General features: G+C 42.4%; 22 protein-coding genes. 10 read left to right on the plus strand and 12 right to left on the minus strand.

The genetic code is table 11. The features are described 5' to 3' along the window. Window positions 1-1035: 1035 nt before the first annotated feature. The gene (locus BDD30_RS13350) at window positions 1036-2376 is read left to right on the plus strand and encodes an MATE family efflux transporter (RefSeq protein WP_012776937.1); all 1341 of its coding nucleotides are present in this window, start codon (window positions 1036-1038) and stop codon (window positions 2374-2376) included. A gap of 160 nt (window positions 2377-2536) precedes the next feature. Here BDD30_RS13350 and BDD30_RS13355 read toward each other — a convergent pair whose 3' ends face one another. The 4 genes from BDD30_RS13355 to BDD30_RS13370 form a co-directional block, all read right to left on the minus strand. After that, window positions 2537-3208 (minus strand): DUF799 domain-containing protein, encoded by a 672-nt coding sequence (locus BDD30_RS13355; protein ID WP_012776936.1) that lies wholly within the window; start codon window positions 3206-3208, stop codon window positions 2537-2539. Next, entirely contained in the window at window positions 3205-3564 is a 360-nt protein-coding gene (locus BDD30_RS13360) for a DUF4810 domain-containing protein (protein ID WP_012776935.1), read from the minus strand. Before BDD30_RS13360 ends, BDD30_RS13355 begins: the two co-directional genes overlap by 4 nt. Window positions 3565-3585: 21 nt before the next feature. Further along, entirely contained in the window at window positions 3586-4257 is a 672-nt protein-coding gene (locus tag BDD30_RS13365) for a CsgG/HfaB family protein (RefSeq protein ID WP_012776934.1), read from the minus strand. Window positions 4258-4828: 571 nt separating this feature from the next. Continuing rightward, window positions 4829-5908 carry a Fic family protein gene (locus BDD30_RS13370; protein ID WP_012776933.1) on the minus strand — a complete coding sequence of 360 codons (1080 nt, stop codon included), beginning with the start codon at window positions 5906-5908 and terminating at the stop codon, window positions 4829-4831. 327 nt (window positions 5909-6235) lie between these two features. Here BDD30_RS13370 and fdnG point away from each other — a divergent pair, with 327 nt between their 5' ends. From fdnG to BDD30_RS13415, 9 genes are all read left to right on the plus strand, one after another. After that, entirely contained in the window at window positions 6236-9283 is a 3048-nt protein-coding gene (fdnG, locus tag BDD30_RS13375; RefSeq protein WP_012776932.1) for a formate dehydrogenase-N subunit alpha, read from the plus strand. Between the two features lie 18 nt (window positions 9284-9301). Next, on the plus strand, window positions 9302-10222 hold the full coding sequence (gene fdxH, locus BDD30_RS13380; protein WP_012776931.1) for a formate dehydrogenase subunit beta: 921 nt from the start codon (window positions 9302-9304) through the stop codon (window positions 10220-10222). Continuing rightward, complete coding sequence (gene fdoI, locus BDD30_RS13385; RefSeq protein WP_012776930.1) at window positions 10222-10860, plus strand: formate dehydrogenase cytochrome b556 subunit; 639 nt, start codon at window positions 10222-10224, stop codon at window positions 10858-10860. The genes fdxH and fdoI overlap by 1 nt, the downstream gene beginning before the upstream one ends. A 649-nt stretch (window positions 10861-11509) precedes the next feature. Next, window positions 11510-12832, plus strand: coding sequence for an SLC5/6 family protein (locus BDD30_RS13390; RefSeq protein WP_012776929.1), 1323 nt, complete (start codon window positions 11510-11512; stop codon window positions 12830-12832). Between the two features lie 891 nt (window positions 12833-13723). After that, complete coding sequence (locus BDD30_RS13395) at window positions 13724-14497, plus strand: HisA/HisF-related TIM barrel protein (protein WP_041381573.1); 774 nt, start codon at window positions 13724-13726, stop codon at window positions 14495-14497. A gap of 2 nt (window positions 14498-14499) precedes the next feature. After that, window positions 14500-15681, plus strand: a complete 1182-nt coding sequence (locus BDD30_RS13400; protein ID WP_012776926.1) for a phosphoribosyltransferase — start codon at window positions 14500-14502, stop codon at window positions 15679-15681. Between the two features lie 24 nt (window positions 15682-15705). Then, a complete protein-coding gene (locus tag BDD30_RS13405) occupies window positions 15706-16368 on the plus strand; it encodes an HAD family hydrolase (protein WP_012776925.1) in 663 nt (220 codons plus the stop codon). A gap of 206 nt (window positions 16369-16574) precedes the next feature. After that, window positions 16575-17834, plus strand: coding sequence for an adenylosuccinate synthase (locus BDD30_RS13410; protein ID WP_012776924.1), 1260 nt, complete (start codon window positions 16575-16577; stop codon window positions 17832-17834). Window positions 17835-17845: 11 nt separating this feature from the next. Further along, window positions 17846-18274: an NUDIX domain-containing protein gene (locus BDD30_RS13415; protein WP_012776923.1), complete on the plus strand. Its 429-nt coding sequence runs from the start codon at window positions 17846-17848 to the stop codon at window positions 18272-18274. Between the two features lie 934 nt (window positions 18275-19208). Here BDD30_RS13415 and BDD30_RS13425 read toward each other — a convergent pair. Genes BDD30_RS13425 through BDD30_RS13460 form a run of 8 tightly spaced genes read right to left on the minus strand, consistent with a single transcriptional unit; the run spans window position 19209 to window position 26032 of the window. Next, on the minus strand, window positions 19209-19508 hold the full coding sequence (locus BDD30_RS13425; protein ID WP_041381569.1) for a helix-turn-helix domain-containing protein: 300 nt from the start codon (window positions 19506-19508) through the stop codon (window positions 19209-19211). 34 nt (window positions 19509-19542) lie between these two features. Then, window positions 19543-20358, minus strand: a complete 816-nt coding sequence (locus BDD30_RS13430) for an MrpH family fimbial adhesin (protein ID WP_012776921.1) — start codon at window positions 20356-20358, stop codon at window positions 19543-19545. Between the two features lie 35 nt (window positions 20359-20393). Beyond that, a complete protein-coding gene (locus BDD30_RS13435) occupies window positions 20394-20939 on the minus strand; it encodes a fimbrial protein (RefSeq protein ID WP_012776920.1) in 546 nt (181 codons plus the stop codon). Window positions 20940-20950: 11 nt separating this feature from the next. Continuing rightward, window positions 20951-21442 (minus strand): fimbrial protein, encoded by a 492-nt coding sequence (locus tag BDD30_RS13440; protein ID WP_012776919.1) that lies wholly within the window; start codon window positions 21440-21442, stop codon window positions 20951-20953. 13 nt (window positions 21443-21455) lie between these two features. Continuing rightward, window positions 21456-22022, minus strand: coding sequence for a fimbrial protein (locus BDD30_RS13445; RefSeq protein ID WP_012776918.1), 567 nt, complete (start codon window positions 22020-22022; stop codon window positions 21456-21458). Continuing rightward, entirely contained in the window at window positions 22015-22614 is a 600-nt protein-coding gene (locus BDD30_RS13450) for a fimbrial protein (RefSeq protein WP_012776917.1), read from the minus strand. The genes BDD30_RS13445 and BDD30_RS13450 overlap by 8 nt, the downstream gene beginning before the upstream one ends. A gap of 30 nt (window positions 22615-22644) precedes the next feature. Next, complete coding sequence (locus tag BDD30_RS13455; RefSeq protein WP_012776916.1) at window positions 22645-23388, minus strand: fimbria/pilus periplasmic chaperone; 744 nt, start codon at window positions 23386-23388, stop codon at window positions 22645-22647. Between the two features lie 37 nt (window positions 23389-23425). Continuing rightward, complete coding sequence (locus BDD30_RS13460; RefSeq protein WP_012776915.1) at window positions 23426-26032, minus strand: outer membrane usher protein; 2607 nt, start codon at window positions 26030-26032, stop codon at window positions 23426-23428. Window positions 26033-26034: the final 2 nt, after the last annotated feature.

A 26034-nucleotide genomic window follows, 5' to 3' on the forward strand; every position in this document is an offset into this window, starting at 1 on the left:
ATCATCAAAGATAAATATAAAATGAATTCAGACTAGCTGCAAAAATTATGCCGACTTTAAGATTAACTTAATTACAGAATCCGCCCTTATTACAGGGCGGAATAGAAAGAATACAAAAACAGAAACGAAATTCCGTATAACAAAATAATTGTGCCACTTTTGGAAATTAATACCAATTTCGATTAATTATTGTCCCTTAAATATAATAGGAGTTGAATCATTGTGACTATTAGAACCGATAAGACATGTTGCCATATTAGGTGAAGAAATAATACATTTCACAGCACATATAGGTAAATCTGGCGCAAATATACAAGCATAGATAGACGCAGAGAAAGTAGAAAAACAAGTCAATGTTAAAATGGCTATAAATAACTGACGTTTTAATCTGTTTATCATCATATCACCTCGTTAAATAGTACATTTTTATTTCCATATATTCTGTTCCCTGAATTAATTGTAGAACAAAATTTAATCACATATATTTTTTTATAATTTCGTTGATAAAGCGTTTAAGTTTCAATTAAAACCCCAGGGAATTATTTAAATAAATTTAACTATAAATACCTTACAAATATAACCATAAATAAAATTTAACGAATTTGTTAAACATAAAAACATTAAAATATTAAAAGAGATGTCGAGATAATAATTTAATCGCATGCTTAATAACCTCACCTGACATACCTATCACCAACGTTAACAATTGATTAAATAAATTATACAAATGATATTCTATAATGAAAAGTTTCAACTTCTTTATTAATTGAAATATTCATTTAAATACTTAACGCTATAATATAGCACTCAATACTTAACTGCCTCTTGATTTAAATACCCTTGCAAGTAAATAGTGCCGGTATTTCCATCATCAGCATACACATCAACAAACTGTCTTATGGTTACAGTCGCATTATCTTTATTCCCTCACTGTTAACCGTTGAATAAACCATGTAGAATGAGTGAATATCTTCTGAGTACGCTGCATTTCAAGAAACAATTAATTTTTACCTTTTTCAACAACAGGTTTTTCAAATGCATCAAACCGATGTTACTGAGCACTCGCTCTTTTCATTAAGCTGGCCGATTTTTATTGATATTCTTCTTCATCTGGTCACTTTATTAATTAACACCTACATGGTGAGCCATGTTTCTACTTCCTATCTGGCCGCTATGGCAGTCGGTAATCAGGTATTTGACCTGTTTATCACTATCTTCAATTTTATCAGCGTCGGTTGCAGCGTCGTTATTGCTCAATACATTGGTGCTGGCAAACGAGATAAAGCCAGTCAGGCGATCCATATTTCTATTGCATTCAACTTTTTACTTGGATTCAGCTGTGCATTAATTACTATCTTCTTCGGCTATAAAATCTTGCATATCATGAATATGCCAGAACATCTCATGAAAGATGGTTTTAGCTATCTGCACATTCTGGGTATTTGTCTGATCCCTGAAGCGATTTCAATTATTCTGGCAGCTTGTCTGCGGGTTTATGGGAAATCTAAGGCTGCAATGTATGTCACGTTGATTGCTAACTTGCTGACTGTATTGGGTAATATGATTGTCCTGTATGGCTTCTTCGGGTTGCCTAAATATGGTCTGGAAGGTGTCGCTTGGTCTACAGTCTTTGGCCGAATTGTTGCTGTGATCCTGTTATTCTGTCTGCTCAGTTATGGCCTACGGATTAAATTTACGCTGTCAGGTTTCCTGTTCTGGTCAAAGAGTATGTTGGGCAAAATCTTACATGTCGGTTTACCCGCTGCGGGCGAAAATGTCGTGTGGATCTTACAATATATGGCTGCCATCGCCTTTATTGGCTTGATGGGCGAAACCTCACTGGCCGCCCAAACGCTCTACTTCCAGCTATCGCTGTTTGTGATGCTGTTTGGTATTGCCACCAGCATTGGTAATGAAATCATGGTCGGCCATTTGGTCGGCGCTAAACGGTTTGAAGACGCTTATATTCGTGGACTCAACAGCCTGAAAATTGGCTGTGTCGTGACAATTGGTGTTGTCACCGCTTTTTGGCTGTTCAGAGTACCGATTCTGCATTTTCTGACGCAAGATGAAGCCATTATCAAGCTTTTATTGCCATTATTCTTACTATCTGTATTTCTGGAGCCTATCCGTACCGCAAATATCGTTATGGTGAACGCATTGCGAGCATCCGGTGATGCGCGTTTCCCGCTATATGCTGCTCTATTCTTTATGTGGTGTGTTGCTATTCCGATAGGGTACTTTCTTGGGATAAAAATGCAGATGGGTATATTAGGTATTTGGATCGGTTTCTTCTGTGATGAATGGCTGCGTGGACTCACGAATACATGGCGTTGGAAATCTAAGAAATGGCAAACCAAACGATTAGATATTTAATCAACAATCACTAATCACCAAAAAATAACGGTGATAATAAGCAGGATGTTGCTAACTGCCCATTATCACCGTTTATACCCTTCATCCTTCAAGTTGCTGCTTTGTTGGCTGCGTTCACTTGCCGCCGCGCTGCAACTCGAAATCTATTGGATATATCCATTTAATTAGCGGTTAAATGTTCTTCTTTGCCGTAATGTTCAGAACGTGGTCCATAGAGTAAACCTCGGCGGCCACCCGCTGTCAGTAGGCGATAACTTGTAATACCCGCAATTTCATGACCTTTATCCGTAATGGTATTCGCGATTTGTGAAATTACCGCCGACACTAATATTCCAACAAGATTACCATTCGAATTGCTGTCATTTTCAGTCGATGAGGCAACAGCCCGACCATTCCACAAGTGTTTGCCACTACGCAGATCCACCAGCTTCGCTGAAGCCGTTACCCGGGTATCACTGTTAATAATCTGATATTGCGTACCGTATTCTTCAATATCCAGATAGAGCGCTGAATCCGCACCAAAAATCTCATGCAGTTTTTTATAACTGATATTTTGAGCATCCTGCGCCACTGTCACGCCATTTTGCTGCAACGTTTCTTCTACAACGGCAACCGGAAAAACATAGTAGCCAGATTCCGCCAGTGGATAAGTTACTTGAGAAACCAAGCTGTGCCCCGCTTTTACTTCTAGAGACTCATTCACTGCCGGCAACACCAGAATGGATTTTGGTTTGCTCTCTTTAAATGCCGTGTAATCATAAGGGACTGATTTGCTACACCCTGTTAGCATAAATGCAGCCAATAAACTTAACGCCACAAGAATACGGTTCATTGCATTGTTCCTTTATTTTTATTTAATAAAAAATCCATAAATGGCGCTGATTCAGGAAACAATTTTTTCTCTGCTTCAAACTGATGGAACGCTTCTGAAACACGACCAGACTTGCTATAGAGCAAACCCATCTGTGCATGCAGCCCAGGTGGTACAGGTTTATCTTTCGCTTTAGCTTTTTCAATCACTTGCTGCAAAGCCTGTAGCTGCTCTTCAAATCCCATCTTATCTTGCTGATAATACTGATAAATTGTAGGTTCGTATTTACCCCATTCATAAATCGTTTTTGGTTGACTGATGCAACCCGCTAAGAACATCACTGCCAGTAATAAGCCCGTTTTTTTCATTAATATCATGAGAATATATCCCTAAATCTCTTAATTAGATGGCTTCCATGCACCAGTTTCAATATTTTCAACTAGGCTATTTACCGCTTCACGAATTGCCAGATCCAGCACTTTACCATTCAACGTAGAATCATAGCTGGCAGTACCGCCGAAACCGATAATTTCACGGTTAGATAATTTATATTCACCAGCCCCAGCCACAGAGAAAACCACTTCAGACGTTTCTACATTCACTACATTTAGCATAACTTTTGAATAAGCTACTTGTGATTTACCTCGTCCGAGCAGGCCCCATAACTGATGATCACCAACTTCTTTGCGACCAAATTCGGTCACATCGCCGGTAATGATGTAGTTAGCGCCTTTCAGCTTCTGCGGCTTGCCTTGTAAGCCTGCTTCGGCTCTCAGTTCCGTCATATTAGTACGTTCCAGAACCGTAAAACGTCCAGTCTGTTGTAAGTGGGTGATTAAAATCGTTTTAGATTGATTACCCAGACGATCAACTCCATCAGAGAAAATCCCGTTTTGATAACTGGAACGGTTTTCAAACTTACCGATAGCAATTGGGCTACGAACGCCTTGATATACCGTGTTATAAGAATTAACTTTCTGTACCTGAACGGTATTGGAAGATTCAGTGGCACATCCAGTTAATATTGCTGAAGCCAAACAAATTGAAGATAAAACCAACTTACCTTGCATAACAACCTATTCCTACATAAAGAATTATTCGTTTATCCGCCTGATATCAGCTTGTAAGATGCAAAAATTGGCAGATAACATTTTCATTAAAATTTATTTACATCAGAAATTATTATGAATAAGCCTGAGTTGTGTGGCTAGCACTTTATACTAAAACAGTAAAAAAACACCTGTTATATCACATTGTTATTAATTGCCTTTATCTGTGTAGTTAATAAAACCGCATTAACTTAAATTAAAATTTAAATATTTTATTAATGTTTATATTATTAATTAAATTTTTCGCATTCTCTGTCACAAATGTTCATTTATTAATGACTAAATATCATTCAAAAATAACCGGTTAATTAAGTTAAACAGGTAAAATAGCCATTTTTCAACATGGAATAACATAATCGAGATAAATATGAATAAAGGAAAATTGCTATCCAATTAATCTCACTATCCCCACTGATGAAAAATTCGGTATTTATATACACAAGCCTCTGGCAGAAAAACACCAGAGGCATTTTTTTGAACTTCCTTTTTTCCCCACCGTTTAACACATTATTTTTGCGAGCTACCCGGCTACCTACTGCATGGATTGCTTCACAAATTCCGCAAATAGCTTTGCATTCTTTCCTACCGAAGCCGATTCCAATGCCGATAGATACTGAGTTCTATTTTTAAGCTTAATCACTGTCCAGGGGTATCCACCGATTACCAGCAAGAAATTCATTAAAAATCTGGCAGTACGGCCATTACCATCAGAGAACGGGTGAATATAACCCAGAAAAAGATGACCCAAGATAGCCTTGACTACAAAATACTCTTCATTCGCGATCAACTCTTTCAGTGCTTCCATACAATCCATCAGCTGCTCACTGGCTGGCGGTACATGCATTGAAGTACGGATATAAATCGGCACTTTACGGAACCCCGCCAAATCCAATCTGTTGATAATTCCAGCATCCACACAGGGGTTAAACAATGCTGTGAACCAGTCAGTCAAACCAACATCGACCAGATAGCGGATATCCAGGCTCTCTCTATCCCCATGTGCCTCACGTAGCAGCCCTTTAACCTTATTAAACGCATCATAATAACCTCTGGCAGCCAGTGCGTCCTTTTGCTCCTTATCCTTTTGAATTGTATCTGGCGACCAGTCACCATTAGATAAACACTCAATTAACTCTGGCATAACCTTGTAACCTTCGATAGATAACGAGTTGTAGGCATCGCTCACGTAGAGACTGCTCATCATCGCATGTATCTCTTCGATTGAACGCTCAAAGAAGTCAAAACGGGGTGGAAAATCGTCAAATACTTCAATTACATCCTGTCTCATCTCCTGCCACAGAATCCGCACACGAATTGCACTTGGGGATTCTCCCCGACTAGCGCCTACAATTATCGGAGTATGGTCAAATGGGTTAACCCACTTAACACCTTCAAAACCGGCACCCTCCATGATGGTTTGTAATTTTCGGCTTTCGGCTTTCATCTTTAACTGTTCATAAGCTCCAATTAACCGGTTTCCCGATGCAAGGTTCTTAGTGGTCAGCAACGCTTCTGAAAGCAAACTTAGATCAGCACGCTGGAGCGCCAACTGAATATTTAATGGATTAGCTTTGAAGGTTTGTGGGCCCGTTTCAACTAGCGCACTTTCCAATGAAGGGAAAATTAATCTAATTCAAATATACCGTCACCTTAATTACAAATAATTTCACAACATAATTATAAAATAATTTTAATATTATTGCTTATTTTACAACAAGATTATCTATATTTAACAACATAATACTCTTTATGATACTATGGATAATAATAACCTCAGGTAGTTTATAACTCATCAATGCAGTGGGTTCTCCGCGATACCCAGGAGTGTTTTGAATGAAAAACGAGCCGGGCTATGAAAGCAATTTCGCCTGATTCGTCAAGGTGTTATTGCATCAAAAGTAAAGCAATATCGTCATTCAAAAAATTAAGGAGAAGACCGATGCAGGTCAGCAGAAGAGCTTTCTTCAAGATCTGCGCAGGTGGTATGGCGGGAACAACAGCCGCCGCGCTGGGATTTGCTCCATCCGTTGCGCTGGCTGAGACTCGTCAGTACAAACTACTGCGCTCACGTGAAATTCGTAATAACTGCACTTATTGCTCCGTTGGCTGTGGCATTCTCATGTACAGCCTAGGTGATGGTGCGAAAAACGCCAAAGAAAGCATTTTTCATATCGAAGGTGATCCTGATCACCCAGTCAGTCGTGGCTCTCTGTGTCCGAAAGGTGCCGGAGTGCTTGACTATATTCGCAGTGAAAACCGCCTGCAATACCCCGAATACCGTGCTCCGGGTTCTGATCAATGGCAACGTATCAGTTGGCATGAAGCAATTGAGCGGATTGCTCGTCTGATGAAAGATGACCGTGATGCCAATTTTGTTGAGAAAAACGAAAATAATGTCACCGTCAATCGTTGGCTGACAACAGGTATGCTCTGTTCCTCCGCCGCCAGCAATGAAACCGGCATCCTCGATCAAAAATTCACCCGCGCAATGGGCATGATCGCCATTGATTGTCAGGCACGTCTGTGTCATGGCCCGACGGTATCGGCTCTGGCGCCAACGTTTGGCCGTGGTGCTATGACCAATAACTGGGTCGATATTAAAAACACCAACGTTGTCCTGATCATGGGCGGAAATGCTGCCGAAGCGCATCCAGTCGGTTTCAAATGGGTTATTGAAGCCAAAATTAAAAATAATGCCCAAGTGATTGTGGTTGATCCGCGTTTCAATCGCAGTGCCGCGGTAGCCGATTTCTACGCGCCGATTCGTGCCGGTTCAGATACCGCCTTCTTACTGGGTATGATCCGCTATTTGATAGAGAATAATGCTATCCAATCTGAGTACGTTAAAGCTTACACCAACGCCGGTTTCATCGTTCGTCAAGATTACCAATTCGAAGATGGCTTATTCAGTGGCTTTGATCAAGCCACCAAAAGCTATGACAGATCCTCATGGCATTACGAAACCGATGAGCAAGGCTACGCCAAACGAGATGACACACTGTCTCATCCACGTTGTGTATGGAACTTATTAAAAAATCACGTTGAACGTTACACCCCAGAACAGGTTTCCAACCTGTGTGGGACTTCAAAAGAAGATTTCCTCTATATCTGTTCCCAGCTGGCAAGTACCGCAGTCACCAACCGCACCGCAACCATTCTCTACGCACTCGGCTGGACTCACCATACTGGCGGTGCTCAAATTATCCGCGCAGCTGCTATGATTCAATTACTGTTAGGTAACGTAGGAATGCCGGGCGGCGGTGTTAATGCATTGCGTGGTCACTCCAATATTCAGGGCTACAGTGACCTTGGTTTACTGTCGCTTAACTTGCCCGGCTATCTGCCTTTACCAAGTGAAAAACAGGAGAATCTCACAACCTATCTGGCGCAAACCACACCGAAAACCATCGTGCCAGATCAAGTTAATTATTGGAAAAATACACCGAATTTCTTTATCAGTTTGTTGAAAAGCTTCTGGGGGGAGCACGCCACAGCCGAAAATGATTGGGGTTATGACTGGCTACCGAAATGGGACAAAAGCTACGATATCATGACACAAGCTGAGTTAATGGCTCAGGGTAAAATGAATGGCTACATTGTCCAAGGTTTTAACCCGCTGGCGGCATTCCCAGATAAAAATAAATCCAGTAAGGCACTCTCAAAACTGAAATATCTGGTGGTGATTGATCCATTGGTCACAGAATCATCTAACTTCTGGCAGAATCATGGCGAGATGAATGATGTCAATCCGGCTAATATCCAGACCGAAGTTTTCCGTCTGCCCTCCTCCTGTTTTGCAGAAGAAAACGGATCAATCGCTAACTCAGGCCGCTGGCTGCAATGGCATTGGGCTGGCGCACAACCACCGGGAGAAGCACTGCATGACGGTAAAATTCTTGGCAAGTTGTTACTACGTCTGCGTGAACTTTACCGAATAGAAGGTGGCGCTTACTCTGAACCTATCATGAAGCTGTCATGGGATTATCAAAATCCTGAAGATCCAACACCAGAAGAAGTTGCCCGTGAAGCCAATGGTAAAGCCTTAGCGGATATTAAAGATGAAAATGGCAATATCATGCTGAAAAAAGGCCAGCAACTTTCTAGCTTCTCTCAACTAAAAAATGATGGCACCACAGCCAGCTTCTGCTGGGTTTACACTGGTTGCTGGACCGAAGAAGGCAACCAAATGGCGCGCCGCGATAATTCAGATCCCTCCGGGCTGGGTTGTACTCCGGGTTGGGCTTGGGCATGGCCGCAAAACCGCAGAGTGCTCTACAATCGTGCATCGGTTGATCCACAAGGTAAACCGTGGGACCCAAACCGTCAGTTAATCAAATGGGATGGTAATAAATGGAGTGGCTTTGACGTTGTTGATTACAGCAATGCCGCACCGGGAACCCATGTCGGACCGTTTATCATGCACCCAGAAGGGGTCGCTCGCTTATTCTCCATTGATAAAATGGCGGATGGCCCTTTTCCTGAACATTACGAACCGATCGAATCACCTATCAGCACAAATCCACTTCACCCAAATGTTATCTCCAACCCAGTTGCGCGGATCTTTCATTCTGATGTTGCTTATATGGGAGAAGCGCATGAATTCCCTTATGTTGCAACCACTTACTCCATTACCGAGTTGTTCCGTCACTGGACAAAACACGCCCAGCTTAATGCCGTCGTTCAACCCGAACAGTTTATTGAAATCGGTGAAAAACTGGCGGCAGAAAAAGGCATTATTCAGGGTGATGAAGTCAAGGTGTCCTCCAAACGTGGTTTTATCAAAGCCAAAGCAGTTGTCACCAAGCGCATTCAACAACTGACCATTAACGGTAAACCAGTTGAAACCATTGGTATTCCTTGCCACTGGGGATTTGCTGGGGCAACCCGAAAAGGTTTTCTAGCCAATACGCTCACGCCTTCTGTGGGTGATACCAACGCACATACACCAGAATACAAAGCATTTTTGGTAAATGTGGAAAAGGTATAACAGGAGCGAAGATTAACCATGCAATCTCAAGACATTATTCGTAAATCCGCCACGCATTCCTTCACTCCAGCCCCTCGTGTCCGTGATCATCAGGAACAAGTGGCAAAACTGATCGACGTTACCACCTGCATTGGTTGTAAAGCCTGTCAGGTGGCCTGTTCAGAATGGAATGATCTCCGTGATGAAGTCGGTTTTAACGTCGGTGTTTATGATAATCCTACCGATCTGACGGCTAAATCCTGGACCGTGATGCGCTTCTCCGAAGTCGAAGAACACGGCAAACTGGAGTGGCTGATTCGTAAAGATGGCTGTATGCACTGCGCTGATCCGGGCTGTTTAAAAGCTTGCCCATCAGAAGGTGCAATTATTCAATATGCCAACGGCATTGTGGACTTTCAATCAGAGCACTGCATCGGCTGTGGTTATTGCATCGCGGGCTGCCCGTTCAACGTGCCGCGAATCAATAAAGAGGATAACCGAGCGTACAAATGTACTTTGTGTGTTGACCGGGTTGGTGTCGGTCAGGAACCCGCCTGCGTGAAAACCTGTCCAACTGGGGCCATTCATTTCGGCACCAAAGAAGACATGAAAAATCTGGCATCCGAACGGGTCACTGAGTTAAAAGGTCGCGGTTATCAGAATGCAGGTTTATACGATCCGGCTGGCGTTGGTGGCACTCATGTGATGTATGTTTTACATCATGCAGATAAGCCACAGCTTTATCATGGCTTGCCTGATAACCCGACCATCAGCCCAACCGTGACTTTCTGGAAAGGCATCTGGAAACCACTGGCTGCTGTGGGTTTTGCTGCAACCTTTGCCGCCAGCATTTTCCACTATGTTGGCATTGGCCCAAACCGTACCAGCGAAGAAGATGAAGAACATGCCCGTCAGGATGACGAGGTGCCTGAGCAATCCACTCATGGGGAGAAATCGTGATGAAAAAGAAAGATACTATTCTCCGCCACTCACCGATTGAGCGAGTAAATCACTGGGCGGTCGTACTCTGTTTTCTATTTACCGGGATCAGTGGGTTAGGATTCTTCTTCCCATCCTTTAACTGGTTGATGAATATCTTAGGTACGCCCCAGTTAGCCCGGATACTGCATCCGTTTATCGGTTCAGTGATGTTTTTCTTATTTACCTTTATGTTTGTCAGATATTTCAAACATAACTTTATCGACAAAGAGGACATTGTTTGGCTGAAAAACATTCGTAAAATCATCAGGAATGAAGAAGCTGGCGATATCGGTCAGTACAATCTTGGTCAGAAAGGGATCTACTGGTCTATTAGCATCTGTCTAATCTTACTGGCAATGAGTGGCGTGATTATCTGGCGTCCCTATTTCGCTGATTTTTTCTCCATCCCGTTGATCCGGCTTGCGCTTTTGGTCCACTCTCTGGCTGGCGTTGGCCTGATCCTGCTGATTCTGATACATGCCTATGCCGCGTTTTGGGTGAAAGGATCTATCAGAGCAATGGTTGAAGGCTGGGTAACTCGCGGTTGGGCGAAGAAACATCATCCTCGCTGGTATAGAGAAATTCGTCAGAAAGAGCAGCAGGAGAAAAAACCTTAACTCATGGTCTAACTGGATTTATCTGAACCATGCCCACTTGATGTAACAATAGCGATATTCCGGCATGGTTCTTTTATGCAAAGATAAAGGTAGTGAAACACTGCAATATTTTATACCCGTCATCTTTCAAGTTGCCTCTTTGTTGGCTGCACTCGCTCACCCCGGTCACAGAGTTCGCTATGCTCCCAGGGATTCACTCCCTTGCCGTCACGATGCATCTTGAAATCCATAGGGTATAAATAATTATTTTATTCTGTTATATTCCCACTTTGCCTATTTAATGCCATAACATTCACCATTATTTTTTTACAATTGTTTGTTCTTTTCACTTAAATTTTCCTGTTCCCTGTTTATCAGGCAATGAAAAGAAATGAAAATCAATTAATTACAATACTTCACTATGCAATTGACACCATTAAAAAACAATTCCTATTTTCTCCCCAGAGACAGTCAATCACACTGTAAATGGAAAATTATTTCCATCTATCTTCTTAGAACGACAAAATAATAAAAAGATTTCTCTGCATTGTGAGCTACCATCCATACATAATAAAAAAACCTGTACAAAATAGGGTTATTGCATCATATCGTGCAGTACCCCTCTCCATAACACTTACATTTTTAACGGAAATAATAAGCGAGAGCCATTATGGAAACGGCAAAAAATAATCATGCCATTATCTCAGATTCTCCCGCAGCAAAGCGGGCAAACATGACCGAAAGTGAATGGCAAAAAGCGATCAAATTCGACAATACTGATGTTGGCTGGGTCATCATGAGCATTGGTATGGCAATTGGTGCCGGTATTGTATTCCTGCCGGTCCAAGTCGGTTTGATGGGACTGTGGGTTTTCCTGCTGTCATCGGTGATTGGTTATCCAGCGATGTATCTGTTCCAAAAGCTGTTTATCAATACGCTGGCGGAATCTCCTGAATGTAAAGATTATCCCAGCGTTATCAGTGGTTACCTCGGTAAAAATTGGGGCATTCTATTGGGTGCTCTCTACTTCGTGATGCTGGTGATTTGGATGTTTGTTTACTCAACGGCCATCACCAATGACAGCGCTTCCTATCTACAGACTTTTGGTGTCACGGAAGGTCTGTTATCTGATAATCCACTCTACGGGCTGGTATTGATTTGTATTCTGGTTGCGCTCTCATCCCTTGGTGAACGACTGCTGTTCAAATTATCCAGCGTTATGGTGCTGTCCAAACTGTTTGTAGTCGCAGCGCTGGGCTTATCCATGATCGGTCTGTGGCACTTATATAATGTTGGCGTGCTGCCACCGGTAGAAAAACTGATAAAACAGGCGATCATTACACTGCCATTTACCCTGACTTCCATTCTGTTTATTCAGACCTTAAGCCCAATGGTGATCTCTTACCGCCATCACGAGAAAAATCGTGAGGTTGCCCGCTATAAAGCATTAAGAGCGATGAATATCGCCTTTGGTGTCCTGTTCTGTACCGTCTTCTTCTATGCAGTTTCATTCACCTTAGCGATGGGACATGATGAAGCCGTTCAAGCTTATGAGCAAAATATCTCAGCTCTGGCGATTGCCGCAAAATTCCTCCCCGGTGGCTGGGTAACCGTTATCAGTGTCTTATTGAACATCTTTGCTGTGATGACCGCCTTCTTTGGCGTCTATCTTGGCTTCCGCGAAGCCACCCAAGGCATTATTATGAATATTCTGGCACGTCTCATGCCAACAGAAAAAATCAATGAAAACTGGGTACAAAAAGGCATCATGGTTTTCGCTATTCTGCTGGCTTGGGGAGCGATTATCCTCAATGCACCGGTACTGAGCTTTACCTCCATCTGTAGCCCAATCTTCGGGATGGTCGGTTGTTTGATCCCTGCTTATTTAGTCTACAAAGTGCCCATGTTGCATAAATATAAAGGTGTTTCTCTGATTCTGATTATTTTCACCGGATTGCTGTTGTGTATCTCACCATTGCTAGCATTTTCCTAAGTTAAAATAAAAATATTAATTAAGCAAAGCGCAGTCCGATGACAGACTGCGCTTTCTAAAAGCTTAATTCACTCTTGAACCTTCATATTTACATTTCAGCTCAAAATAAGAAACAATCCTAAACTGATTTGATTTCGATTATTTAGGCTGCCTATTCCTTCCTGTCGATATTTCCAACGCCTTATACCATAAGTCTTGAAGGGATATTTTTATACCCTTCATCTTTCAAGTTGCTGCTTTGTTGGCTGCACTCACTCACCCCGGTCACATCGTTATCTATACCCTTCATCTTTCAAGCTGCTGCTTTGTTGGCTGCTTTCACTCACCCCAGTCACATAGTTATCTATGCTCCTGGGGATTCGTTCACTTGCCGCCGCGCTGCAACTCGAAATCTATTGGGTATATATTTATCTTTACTAAACTCATTATTATTGAAAAATATAAAACAGAAAAAAAACAACAATAACCTCAACAATTATTATATATAATAAATACATATGGCAAATTTATTATTTACAGATGAAATAGATACTACTTTAATTAATAAACTTTAAAATATACATCACAAAAATATCACTAGTGAAATTAGCGTTAATTACTTGCACCATTCAGTCCAATTTTACCTCATCCACCATCAAATTACCTCCTATTAAGTAAATGTCAAATTAAGTAACCTAACAAAGCTACAAAAACCATTAAATCAATTAATAATTTTATTGAGGAATTTTTCCTTTTCATTATTGTTCACCAATGAAGTTTTGATTTAGTTCATTCAATTAATTAGCTCATTTCAATAAATCAAAAGGGACTTCTGTTAATCAAGTTAAAACCTGTAATCGTATTAATCACAATTGTTATTAATTTAAAATTATATATTTGGATGCATCAACGATGAATAAGGAACCATTCGAAATATTTCCCTCTGTCGATATTGTTGACGGAGTCGCCATGACATCGAATTCTGCCATTCGATTAACTCGTGGTGAAAGTCCAACATTACGGAGACCCTTAGGTACCCCGGTCGAGGTCGCACTCGCCTGGCAAAATGCCGGAGCGAAATGGATACATGTTGTTGATCTTGATGCCGCATCAGGACGAGGCTCAAACAGCCATCTTATTGCTGATGTTATTGCTGCGGTCGATATCAACGTGCAAATCTGCGGCGGGATCAGGGATGAAGTGATTTTGAACCGCATATTAGCGACCGGATGTCAGCGAGTTAACTTAGGAACAGCGGCATTAGAAAAACCAGATTGGTGTGCTCGGGCTATTGCAGAACATGGCGATAAAATCGCAATTGCGCTAGACGTAAAAAGCACATCAGAAGGCTATCAACTGGCAACACATGGATGGAATGTAAGTAACGGCAATCTCTGGGATGTCCTTGAACGCCTTGACAAACAAGGTTGTCAACGCTACGTCGTGACCGATGTTGAACGGGGCGGCATGATGAGTTCGCCAAACTTTACTCTATTACGTGAAGTCTGTGCACAAACTTCATCACCAGTGATTGCGGGCGGCGGAGTATCTAGTCTCAATGATCTCCGTGCTCTAGCAGATATGTCTACCCTCGGTGTCGAAGGTGCAATTCTTGGTCAAGCTTTACATATTGGGTTGATTTCTCTCGAAGATGCCCTTGCCGTCACCCAATTACCGAAGGACTGAATATGTCCAAATCTTTATTTCCTATTTTGGATTTTCGCTCTATAGGTTTACTGGGTGAGTTACGCAGCGTACCTGAAACAAACTTTTTAACCAAAAAAGTGATGACACTTCCCGGTTTATTGGCCAAGAAATCAGTATTTGTCGGTTCGCGCGGCGTCGCTTATTACGAACAAAGATCCTGCCATGAACTCCTGACGGCAGCAAAATATTACACGCAGTACATCACTGAACTTCAATGTACAGACAAACAGTGTGCCGCCTCAGCAAAATACATTTTGGCGGATCATAGCCTGGCAAAGTTACTCAGAGTGGTTGATAGCTTATTAAGCTCTCCCCAGATTGTTAACGAAGATATCGTGCCGTTCATTGATGGGATTAAGGAATGTGCCAAGGTTATTAGTTCAACGTTGACCGGCACTGCATTCACTTTTTCACCCTCTTTAATCGATGACCTGAAATTACCTCTGTCTACTGAACACAAGGTACCCAGAACGTTTATTGACGGGGATAACCATCTGTTAACTTTAGTTGCGGCACAAATTGACATAAATCCAAACTCCTCTGTAGTTGGAGTCATGTTGGGGGGATCAGCAGCGGCGGCAGTAACCGCCGCCACATGGAATAGCGATCTCCATTTAGTGAAAGTTTCACGTTACGACGATGCATCACATAAAAATCATCGTCTCTGGGGACGTGATATTCCATCTGGACGAACGGTTACGATTATTGATGATAATTGTGGAACAGGCGATACCTTACATCAAGCAACCGATCTGGTCATAGCGCAGACCGGACTACGCCCAAAAGCACGAGCTGTCGAATTACATTGGGGAAAATTATTACGAACCCGTGTTTATGGGCATCCGGATCGGGTCTTTAACCCCGAAACATTGGATGTATTAACACCTTGGTGTTTCAGACATCATCGGGTCCTGAATAGTTTGGTCGATCAGATGTTAACGGATGGCAAGCATGCGCATACAACTACGGCGGATTGGCTCGCCTATTCACACAGTTTGTTATCTATCCTTAATGACAGCCTGACAGGCTCAACATGGACAACAAAATTATTGCGTCTTTTATCGAGTCTGAGATCACAAACGTCTCTGAACAATGAGCAGCCGATAGATGCTTTTAAAGCTTTGGCATATCAATGCCCTGAATGTTCAGCTCACAAAAGTTAGTTTGGAAAAGGGAATAAATTAGTCATGACAACAGCGCATATTATTTGGGATTGGAACGGAACATTGCTTAATGATGTCAATGCCGCATTGAATGCAACGAATTTTGCACTTGCTGAAATTGGCATTGAACCACTGACTCTGGAACAATATCGGCAATATTATTGTGTTCCAGTACAAGCTTTCTATAAACAAGTGATTGGACGTGAACCATCATCTTCTGAATGGTCAGTGATAAGCAATACGTTTAATCTTCATTATCGACCAGGTCTTCAGAAAGCCAGCTTAACAGACGGTGTCAGCCAACTACTGGCTTCCAGATATCAAGCCGGTGCAACTCAGTCTTTATGCTCACTGATGCAACATGATGAGTTGTTACCTATGATTGACAATCATGGTATTGGCAAATTCTTTACCTATATAGATGGTAGAAATACGCCACTATTAACAACTGGCAAATCAGTGCAGTTAGCTAATCACATAAAAAATCTGAATATTCCTCCTGAGCAAAGTGTTGTTATTGGTGATGCCACCGATGACGCAATCGCTGCATTAGCGGCAGGCACTCACGCCATTCTTTATACCGGAGGAACCCACAGCAGGGGAAGTCTTGAAACCGCAGGTGTTCCCGTTGTGGATACATTAAGCGAAGCCTTATTAATAGCGGATTCGTTGGTATATAAACAATAAGAAGGAAAATTCCGCAAATAATTAATTCTCTCAAATAACCATATAAGAAAAAATTCACCTGGTTGTTTAAAAAATTAATGATTCATAACGGAGTATAAATAGAGATTCAACGCCAAAATCCAAAGAAGAAACTTAGCATCGTTAAACAAACAGTAAGATATAAAATTATTATTTAGAATGGCTCAATAAATAAAAGGAATAATTTCATGTTAATAGCTGTAGTTGGTCTCCAATTTGGAGATGAAGGCAAAGGAAAATTTGTTGATTACTTATCTGGCAATGTAAATAATATTGCCAGATTCAATGGCGGAGCCAATGCGGGTCATAGTGTGCAATATGGTAATATAAGAGTTTCATTTTCTCAATTACCCTCATCACTCAATAAAAAAAATCTATATATATGTCAGGGAGCATTAATCAGCCTGCCGATACTCATTAGAGAGATAGAGTTCATACAAAGAGAAAATATTCATTCTAATATACTTATCGATCCCCGCTGCCATATCGTATTACCATTACATGCTGAGCTAAATAAAGCATCAGAAAAATATAAAGGAAAAAATAAAATAGGTTCGGTTGGTGTAGGCATCGGTGCCTGCGTTGAAGATAAATCTAATCGTCATGGCATTCGTCTTATTGATACCTTAGATAAAGAAAGATTAAGGAGTAAATTAAAATTTCTTTGGGATATTAGAGAGAAGCAGATTAAGCATGTTTTTAATGGAGATAACACATTAGATTTTGAAGAGATGCTAGAGAAAACGCATCAATATGGAAAGAGAATAGAACCTTATTTCACATTCACTAATGAAATTATCGGTGATTTACTGAATTCTGGTGAAGATGTTTTACTTGAAACATCGCAAGCTACGTTCTTAGATAATAGTTTTGGTACTTATCCTTATACTGTAGCGTATCAGACACTGGTTCAAACTTGCTTTGCGATGATAGGTATACCAGCACAGAAAATGCATATTGTCGGTGTGATGAAATCCTATATGATTCGTGTAGGCCATGGACCATTCCCCACCGAGTTATTGTCAGAATTGGCTGATTATATCAGGGAACGTGGAAACGAATATGGCACCGTTTCAAAAAGACCACGGCGTTGTGGTTGGTTGGATTTATGTCTGATTAAACATGCGGTAAAACTCAATGGGGTAACAGAACTGGCCATAACAAATACTGATGTTCTGGCTGACTTACATGAAATAAAAGTCGCTATTGCCTATGAAATTGACGATAAAATTGTTTGTTGCGATGACGCATTATTACAGTTTGATAGAGTAAAACCCATCTATAAGTCATTTAAAAGTTGGGGAAAACTAAAAGAGTCATACACATCTTTAGCAGAACTTCCCATTGAACTGATTGACTTCTTATCTTTTATTCAAGACTATGCTGGAATACCAATTAAATACATTTCGTATGGACCAGACAGAAATCAGACATTAGTCATAGAATAGTGGGGAAGATAATGATTAACTATGTAACAGGGTTTATGTTTTCTAAAGATAAAAAACATGTATCCCTGATTTCAAAATTACAGCCCAGTTGGCAAAACGGAAAACTTAATGGAATTGGCGGAAAAATTGAAGCAGGTGAAAGTCCTCAGCAAGCCATGGCAAGAGAATTTGCTGAAGAAGCCGGAATTGAGACACACCCAGAAGAATGGCGATTATTTACAGTCTTAACCCGCCCTGAAGTTTATCGGGTTAATTTTCTCTATATGTTTGATGATCGTGTTTATTCGGTAAAATCTGTTGAAAAAGAGATCGTCAATATTTATGAAACCAGTGTATTACCAGATAATGTCATCTATAATTTGCGTTGGTTAATTCCTATGGCTGCCGATGAACATTTACGTTTCGACAAAGCAGTAGAAATAACAGAAATGCGCGGTTAGATACGCTATTATTGATATAATTAATACTTTATACCCAATGGATTTCAAGATGCATCGCGACGGCAAGGGAGCGAATCCCCGGGAGCATATACCCAATAGATTTCAAGTTGCAGTGCGGCGGCAAGTGAACGCATCCCCAGGAGCATAGATAACTATGTGACTGGGGTAAGTGAACGCAGCCAACAAAGCAGCAGCTTGAAAGATGAAGGGTATAGATAACGATGTGACCGGGGTGAGTGAGTGCAGCCAACAAAGAGGCAACTTGAAAGATGACGGGTATATATGATAAATATTTTATAAATACGGAAGCATCTGTATTTTAAATGGGTGCTTCTATCTATCATCAAGGACTAAAATATCGGTAAAGTCGTTATAAAGGAAATTTAGATAAATACATAAAAATATCATTTATCCAAAAAACCTTTACAAACTAAAAATGCTCTAATTTTATCGTGGAATTTCAATAAGAGTAGACCAGTAAAGAAAATCAAAACCATTATCATGTTAAATATTATTAAATTATTAATTGACGAGAAAATAAAGAAAGAAAAACAGAAGAAAAAAATAGAGCCGCCAATAAAAAAACCAATAATTGTCTCTATAAATTCGAAAATTAAATTAAGAAGATACTTCATTTTTTCATTCACCTACGTTCTCGATAAATCTTTCAATTATATCATTAATCGTACTCTGACAGCCTTACAAGAAGCCAAGTAACTGGAAATAAAAGCAAAACATCGTTATCACTCCGTAGAAGCCATGCTCAAGGGACTGAATAATAAGCAATAAAGATAAGATAAATAGATAAAAACGAACTATTTATTTCTAGAGATGGCATCGCTAATTAATAAAAAACCATGAAAGTGACCGTTCCATCGGTCACGCAACTAACCGTAAACCCGTTTATGCATCCTCCTATTTAAGCTGTATTCAATTAACAACCGAACTTACCCAATGTTGCTTCTGCAATAGGGATATATTGGTCCGTTAATTTATTAATATTAATCTTAGTTGCAGGGGAACAACAATCAAGGAAAAACCAGTTTATCGGTGTATCCAATATTGAAGCTATCTGCACCAAGTGGGACAAATCAATTCGGTTTATCCCTCTCTCATAACGTGAGAGTTGTTGTTGGCTAATACCAATTTGTCCCGCCAATTTTACTGCGGTCATACCTAATTCTTTCCTTCTTTTCTGAATACGCTTCCCTACTAATAGATGATCTTGTCTCATTTTCACCTAGCCCTTAGCTTAAAAAAACACCCATTTATGGCATTGCCAAAATAATTGCGCCTGATCCTGAGAATGGCCCGGCTTCTACTCTGCCGTTTTTCTGTAAAATCGATTTCACCGTAACGGGTACAGTTCCTCCAGCCGGTACAAAAATAGGAACGCCTTGTTCGCCTTTTCGGTCATTTAATAACAATTGGGCTTTCAAGCTTCCATCGCCTCTCAAAGGTACAACTCCTCTATCTGGCCCAGTCGCGGTCACGACAATATTCATATCCCGATTACAGGTGACATTGATATTTTCAGATCTGGTTGCACCTTCCAATTTTGCTTCATCAATGTTGCCGTAGTTAAGTTCAACTGAGCCTTCACTCACCTTACAAAAACCGATCGGCGGGGGCGCAACACCACATAAAGAACCGGGCAATAACCTTCCCCTAAAACCATTACGATCTGTTTCATAAAATAACCCGACACATTCCTGGTGAGACTGAATAGCCGGGCCAAAATGTTTTGCCACCCCAGTGATCGGAAAACTTGTTTGTTTCAATATCACCTGCTGAACTTGTTTCATTGTCCTGTATCTTTCTACACGAATATTGAATAGCCTAAATGGTTGCCCTGAATAACCATCTACAGTATGACGGTGGTTAATAGATATCCAACAAGCTGAATAGCCATAACAAGGATTTGGCGTAAAATCGTCTTCTTCGTCCCAGCGTTCAATGACAAAGGTATAATATGCATTAGTCGGAATACCTTCCGATTTAGTGATATACGAAAATATTGATGCCGCAGCCCCTGATGAGAACAGTGATAAGAGTACCAAACAAATAAGAAATAACTTTTTCATTTAGGTTACCTAATAATAAAATCCAAGCCGTGCAATTAGTCATAATTCAGATTAAACGTGGCAACAGCATGAAATGTGCCACGCTTAATCGTCTGGTTGGCGATTGCAGCCGGCTCAGCCTGCACATACGCTTTCAATTCAATTAAGGTTTCACCCTCTTTTAGCGGATATGTATCCCCTTCTTTATTCAGTGGCAACCGTTTGCCTTCAGCAGTTTCCATCCCAATAGCAACCCCAGAAGCCAAACTACCCGCTCCTAACGCTAATAAGCCCGGAAGCTGCGTATTCTCTATGCCACTGAATGTCAGTTTTATCGACTTCCCTACACTGATATCACATCCAGATAGCCTTAGTTGAAAAGGCTCGCTATTAGTCCGACCATGCTGGTATAAGTATTTTTCACCAATGGTTCCAAAATCGAGTTTGATATCTTCATCACCCGGTTGAATCGTGCAGGGTTCTTCAACTAATGCCCCATAAAAACGCATATTATCCGCAGCCTGTACGGCCTGATTGCAGTAAGCTGTGGTAGCAATCACCATAAAACCAATACGCAACACGAATAATTTAAAATATTTCATTGGTTTTCCTTTCACTGGTATTCCGCCAGTAATGTCGCCGTTACTTCAAACGCCCCCTCCGGCAATGTACTTCCCGGTTTTTTCACTGGTACAGCCTGTATTACTGGCTGTTTTTCTGAGGTAACTGAAATACGTTTGTTAAGCGTAAATGCTTTACCATCCAGAGTGAGACGGATGCCCAAATTAGCGATATTGGTTTTTAAGGCGGCATCATCAAATGAGGCTTGTGGACCAATCACTGTCAATCCTAGATTCCAGCCAGAGGTATTAGGCACACATACCAATTGATAATTCACTGGCCGGGTATAATTCACCCCATCCACCTTATGTATTCCAACATTGTGACCAAAATAGACATCAATCATATTGCCGTCATTGATAACACAAGGAGGTGGTTCCAGCAGTGTGCCGTGAAACCACATATTATCTGCTGCCCAACCCGGTATCACACTGATCAAACCCAGGCAAACAGTCCAAAAAGCACGATAAATCAAATGATTCATCTGTATCTCCTGTTCACTGGTACTCAACCATCATAGTGGCTCCGGCACCAAAATTGCCGCCTTTCAATACCGCACTCATCTCTTTCACTGGTACCGCATGTAATTCAGGAAAATTGGGATAAGTAAATTTCATCCAGTCATTCACAGGTAATTTCTGTCCGTTATGAATAACAGCAATCCCAAGTCCAGCACGATTAGTTTCTAACACCATCCGATCAAAACTGGCAGTGTTACCCGCTATCTTCATTTTCATTGCATTAACCGGCATTTTTTCGCATTTCACTGTGTATTTAACGGGTTTCATGTAATTAACCCCATCAATCCGGGTAATCATCACTTCACCAAAATCCACATCAATGGTATTACCATTATTAATCTCACAAGGTGGAGGAGCGATAACAACCCCATAAATGTTGACCGGCGTTTTACCTGAAGGATCGTTTATCGGTATTGCCGCTATATTTATCCTTTTTGTCGGTAAATCAGCCTGAGTACCGACACTGAGCAAACAACCAAGCAGTAATACGCTCAGTTTTTTCCGCCAGTAATACGGTCCTTTCATTCGCAGAGACCTAATCATAATTCACCCTGAAATCGACAACTGCCCGGTATTGCCCGGTTCCCAGTGCTCTCGGTGTCCGTACCGGCGTCACGTAATATTCCAGACTGTCCTGCTCCGACGCGACAAAACGCGGGTGGCCCCGTTCTCCCAACCGGATATCATTATTCTCAGTGTCCGTTATCTGTAATCCCAACCCAGTTATACCCATTACTCGTACCAGATGGGGATAATCCTGATCCGCAGGTGCCACAAAACTCACCGTTACCACCGGCTGTAAATGACTCCACGTCAGATGACCTGTCCGCGCATCACGCACGGCACCTTTGGTCCGCAGACAGTCACGAAACTTCAGCGTAAACGGTATCGGCGTGCCTTTATCCCCTGGGCGACGTAAATCACTGCTCGGTGTTGTCCCCAGAGACACTTCCTGCCACTCAGAGGTCATATCCAGACGGCATGCCGCCTCAGTCAGCGTACCAAACACCTGTAGTTCGCCGTGATATCCCTCGATATCTACATCTGTGGCTCGGTTATCTACTGCCTGACTGACCGCAACCGGTATCAGCAAGATCACCAATGCCAGTGCACGGCCAGTCTGTTTGATGTGCATCGTCCCTCCTCTCTACGCCGCCCGCTACGATTAACGTTTAGCTACCTGACAATGGTTCCCTGCACAACTAAAAGTCAGTTGTGGTCGGCCTCCATAATCATTGATATACGTTAGCACTGGCGCACTCCCTAACGCCCCCACATGACCTCTCAGCACCGCACTACTTTTTGGTGCCACCATCAACGGCTGAAAACCCGCCACAGTCGGCCCTTTAAGTTGGTTCGACGCATCGACCACGGTGATGTAATACGGTGTCGGGTTGTTTACCTGATACTGGTCACCCTGACGCGTTAGTGTCATTTTTTCCTGCCACGGGTTATCCAGCTCAGTGCGGCCAGCAAAAATCGCTTTTGGTCGATAAAACAGTTTTATTCGGGTTTGCAACGCAATCTGTAATGTGTTCGGTTTCTTACTACGTGGCGGAATCTCACGCAGGTTAAAATAGAACAAGCTCTCCCGATCCTGTGGTAATTGTGCTGTTGTTGGTAATGACTGTATTTTTACCTGACTCCTCTCGCCCGGTTCCACTCGCTGTACGGGAGGTGTCACTACTAACGGACCGTTGATTTTGTTACCCTGCTCATCCTCTATCCAGCCCTGAGCCAAATATGGTAGCTCTTTGTTTTGATTGCTAATGTCCATACTGGTGGATTTTTCCTCACCGTTAAACACGATCCTGGTACGATCCAATGCAATAGCTGCCCTTGCCTCACTGACTACTGACAGACTCAGGACAGCGATCGTTGCTGCATTCATTGTGTTCTTCAATTTCATGCTCAATTACTCATTCTCAGAATATGTCATTTCAGAATTAGTTACGGGCCTCTGCCGTCAACGTTGATGACGATAGCGAGGCATTCGCGCCATGGCTGTTATTACCGTTGGCCAACTGGCACAGCAACAACAAGGAAGCCATCTCTTCTACTGCTGGTAACTTGTGTGGCAACTCAACGACACACTGCAATTCACCATCCCAGCGCACATCCAGCTTTTCACCTGGATTTATCCCGCTCAGGTAGGTATTCCCGCCATCATTGACGATACCGATTTCCCGTTTATCCTTATTCAACACTGCCGCACCAAACGGTGGCGTACTCCCATCGGATAAACGGATCAATCCCATGGCCTTCTCTCCAGATATCACCTGGAATTTACGGTAACCAATCGCACCTTCTGTCAATGTTGCTTGTTGTACGGAACGTATTGCCTCCACATTGTCTGGCAGTTTATTCAAGTCAATGCTCGCACTATTACGATAGTAGTTATTCACATCAGAGATCACCGCCTTACCGAATATATTGGTATGGGTAATCGCACCGAAGCCTTTCACGGGTACTCCCCCCACACCTTCGGTATCCACCATCAGGCGCGTTGTTCCTGGCATATTGATACGGTGCAGCGCCGCGCCTTCTGTCGTAGCGGTCACTCCGCCTTGGATAGAAAGTGCTGCCGTGGTGTAACGTCCATCCTGATAACTCGCACTGGTCGTCAATTGGGCGCGGTCACCATAATGAGTGAAATAACCGTTAGCCGCTGCCTTACCATCAATACTGGTACCCGCCGCTAAACGATAACTACTGTTCTCATTCATCCGTCCGTAATAACCAACCGTGTTGGAGTTACCTCTCCGATTGACCATCGCGTTATAACTGATCGTTCCTGAATGCCCCCACGGCAAGGACAATGTCAAATACATGCCGTCGTCATTCTTGCCTTCATATTTATTACGATAAGCCGATAAGTTCAGGTTAATATTCTTAAAAGTACCAATATCGAAATAGCGCGATACAGATACGTTATAGCGATCATTATTCGGTCGATTCCAGTAAGTCTGATGGCTGTAGTTCAGGTAGGTGCTAATCCCCAAAGTCGTAAACTGTTTATTCAGCATAATGTTATAGAGTTCTTTTCCACTCTCCGCATCGCCATCGTGATAACGGCGATCCAGATATTGACTCATGCTCATGAAATCACGTTCTGAGAAGCGATAACCCGCAAAAGTCACCTGGCTGTCATACTCTTCAAAGCGCTTGGAATAACTCAAGCGATAAGACCCTCCGGTCAGAGTTTGATTCTCATCCGGTAAATGAGCGCGGGATTCAGTGACATCAAAGGACAGAGCACCGAAGGCCATCAGATCACGCCCTAGCCCCAGCGACAATGCGTTATAATCTCCTGCCCCCAGTATCCCACCATACAGTGACCAACCATTGTTTATCCCCCAGGAAAATTCCCCGACACCAAAACCCTTGCCTTCACCGTGATGCTTCCAGTTGGTCGGCTTACCTGCTGCGAGTTTGTACTGTACCCGCCCCGGACGGGTCAGATAAGGAATACTTGCAGTATCAACTTGAAACTCCTGTACGCCACCTCCCTGCTCTTCCACTCGCACATCCAATTTGCCACTGACTGCATCATTGATGTCCTGAATACGGAATGGCCCCGGCGCAACCTGAGTCTCATACAACACCCGCCCTTGTTGACTAATCGTCACTTTGGCATTAGTTTTCGCCACACCGGTCACCTCTGGCGCATAACCCCGTAGGTTTGGCGGCAACATGTTGTCATCAGTTACCAAACTTGCCCCGGTAAAACGGAAGCTGTCAAAGATACCTGAATTGAGATAATCCTCACCCAGCGTCAGCTTGGCCTGCAAATGGGGTATTGCCCGATACATGTAGTAACGGCTCCAATCCCAATTCCTCTCTGTGCTACCTGTCCGGCCAGTGACGTGGTTATATTGTGCCTGCCAGTCTGCCCGCAGGCGCCATGCCCCAAAGTTTATCCCTGTCGTACCATTGGCGCTGACATTCTGATTTCCGTTGCCCTTAGTTGGTTTGGATACTTGGGCGTTGACGTTGTAATCAAACAACATTCCCAATACTCCCTCATCCCAACGTGACGGCGGGTCCCAATCCGGCGAGCTATATTCAAGATAAGCCTGCGGCACACTCAGATATAACGTATCGCTGCCCAAATCCCCACGCACCATCATGCCGGGGAGCGTTTTAACCTCCAAGCATTGATTATTATTCCACCAAGTAATCTTTGCTTCCCATTCCGCCCGTAGACCCAGTTGTTTCACCAAATCCGGCGGCAAACATGCCACACTCCCTCTCGGATCATCTGGTGGTACCATAAAAGTCACCGGCATCTCCGGCAGTTCACTGTTATTCAGACGTACCATCATCTGGTAATCCCCCGGCATGATATAACCCGCACGGGAAAACTCTTTTAAATCAATCCGCGAGCGATCCTGAACATCCAATACATCCGTATTAAATTCAATTTCTTCTTCCGCATACGCAATGTGAGTACCCATCACAGCGAACAATACCAAAACAGCGAGAGGTTTCCGGACACACCGAGCCAAGGCCACCCTGTCATGTTCAGTGGTCAAACCCAAAAACAAAGCCATAA

Source organism: Photorhabdus asymbiotica, from assembly GCF_003634575.1.
GTDB lineage: Bacteria > Pseudomonadota > Gammaproteobacteria > Enterobacterales > Enterobacteriaceae > Photorhabdus > Photorhabdus asymbiotica.

Coding starts and splice junctions, on each gene's coding strand:
- fdoI (WP_012776930.1), top strand. CDS start 10,222: ATGAAAAAGAAAGATACTATTCTCCGCCACTCACCGATTGAGCGAGTA.
- BDD30_RS13450 (WP_012776917.1), bottom strand. CDS start 22,614: ATGCACATCAAACAGACTGGCCGTGCACTGGCATTGGTGATCTTGCTG.
- BDD30_RS13455 (WP_012776916.1), bottom strand. CDS start 23,388: ATGAAATTGAAGAACACAATGAATGCAGCAACGATCGCTGTCCTGAGT.
- BDD30_RS13350 (WP_012776937.1), top strand. CDS start 1,036: ATGCATCAAACCGATGTTACTGAGCACTCGCTCTTTTCATTAAGCTGG.
- fdxH (WP_012776931.1), top strand. CDS start 9,302: ATGCAATCTCAAGACATTATTCGTAAATCCGCCACGCATTCCTTCACT.
- BDD30_RS13410 (WP_012776924.1), top strand. CDS start 16,575: ATGTTAATAGCTGTAGTTGGTCTCCAATTTGGAGATGAAGGCAAAGGA.
- BDD30_RS13415 (WP_012776923.1), top strand. CDS start 17,846: ATGATTAACTATGTAACAGGGTTTATGTTTTCTAAAGATAAAAAACAT.
- BDD30_RS13360 (WP_012776935.1), bottom strand. CDS start 3,564: ATGATATTAATGAAAAAAACGGGCTTATTACTGGCAGTGATGTTCTTA.
- BDD30_RS13390 (WP_012776929.1), top strand. CDS start 11,510: ATGGAAACGGCAAAAAATAATCATGCCATTATCTCAGATTCTCCCGCA.
- fdnG (WP_012776932.1), top strand. CDS start 6,236: ATGCAGGTCAGCAGAAGAGCTTTCTTCAAGATCTGCGCAGGTGGTATG.
- BDD30_RS13440 (WP_012776919.1), bottom strand. CDS start 21,442: ATGAATCATTTGATTTATCGTGCTTTTTGGACTGTTTGCCTGGGTTTG.
- BDD30_RS13445 (WP_012776918.1), bottom strand. CDS start 22,022: ATGATTAGGTCTCTGCGAATGAAAGGACCGTATTACTGGCGGAAAAAA.
- BDD30_RS13400 (WP_012776926.1), top strand. CDS start 14,500: ATGTCCAAATCTTTATTTCCTATTTTGGATTTTCGCTCTATAGGTTTA.
- BDD30_RS13365 (WP_012776934.1), bottom strand. CDS start 4,257: ATGCAAGGTAAGTTGGTTTTATCTTCAATTTGTTTGGCTTCAGCAATA.
- BDD30_RS13395 (WP_041381573.1), top strand. CDS start 13,724: ATGAATAAGGAACCATTCGAAATATTTCCCTCTGTCGATATTGTTGAC.
- BDD30_RS13425 (WP_041381569.1), bottom strand. CDS start 19,508: ATGAGACAAGATCATCTATTAGTAGGGAAGCGTATTCAGAAAAGAAGG.
- BDD30_RS13355 (WP_012776936.1), bottom strand. CDS start 3,208: ATGAACCGTATTCTTGTGGCGTTAAGTTTATTGGCTGCATTTATGCTA.
- BDD30_RS13435 (WP_012776920.1), bottom strand. CDS start 20,939: ATGAAATATTTTAAATTATTCGTGTTGCGTATTGGTTTTATGGTGATT.
- BDD30_RS13430 (WP_012776921.1), bottom strand. CDS start 20,358: ATGAAAAAGTTATTTCTTATTTGTTTGGTACTCTTATCACTGTTCTCA.
- BDD30_RS13405 (WP_012776925.1), top strand. CDS start 15,706: ATGACAACAGCGCATATTATTTGGGATTGGAACGGAACATTGCTTAAT.
- BDD30_RS13460 (WP_012776915.1), bottom strand. CDS start 26,032: ATGGCTTTGTTTTTGGGTTTGACCACTGAACATGACAGGGTGGCCTTG.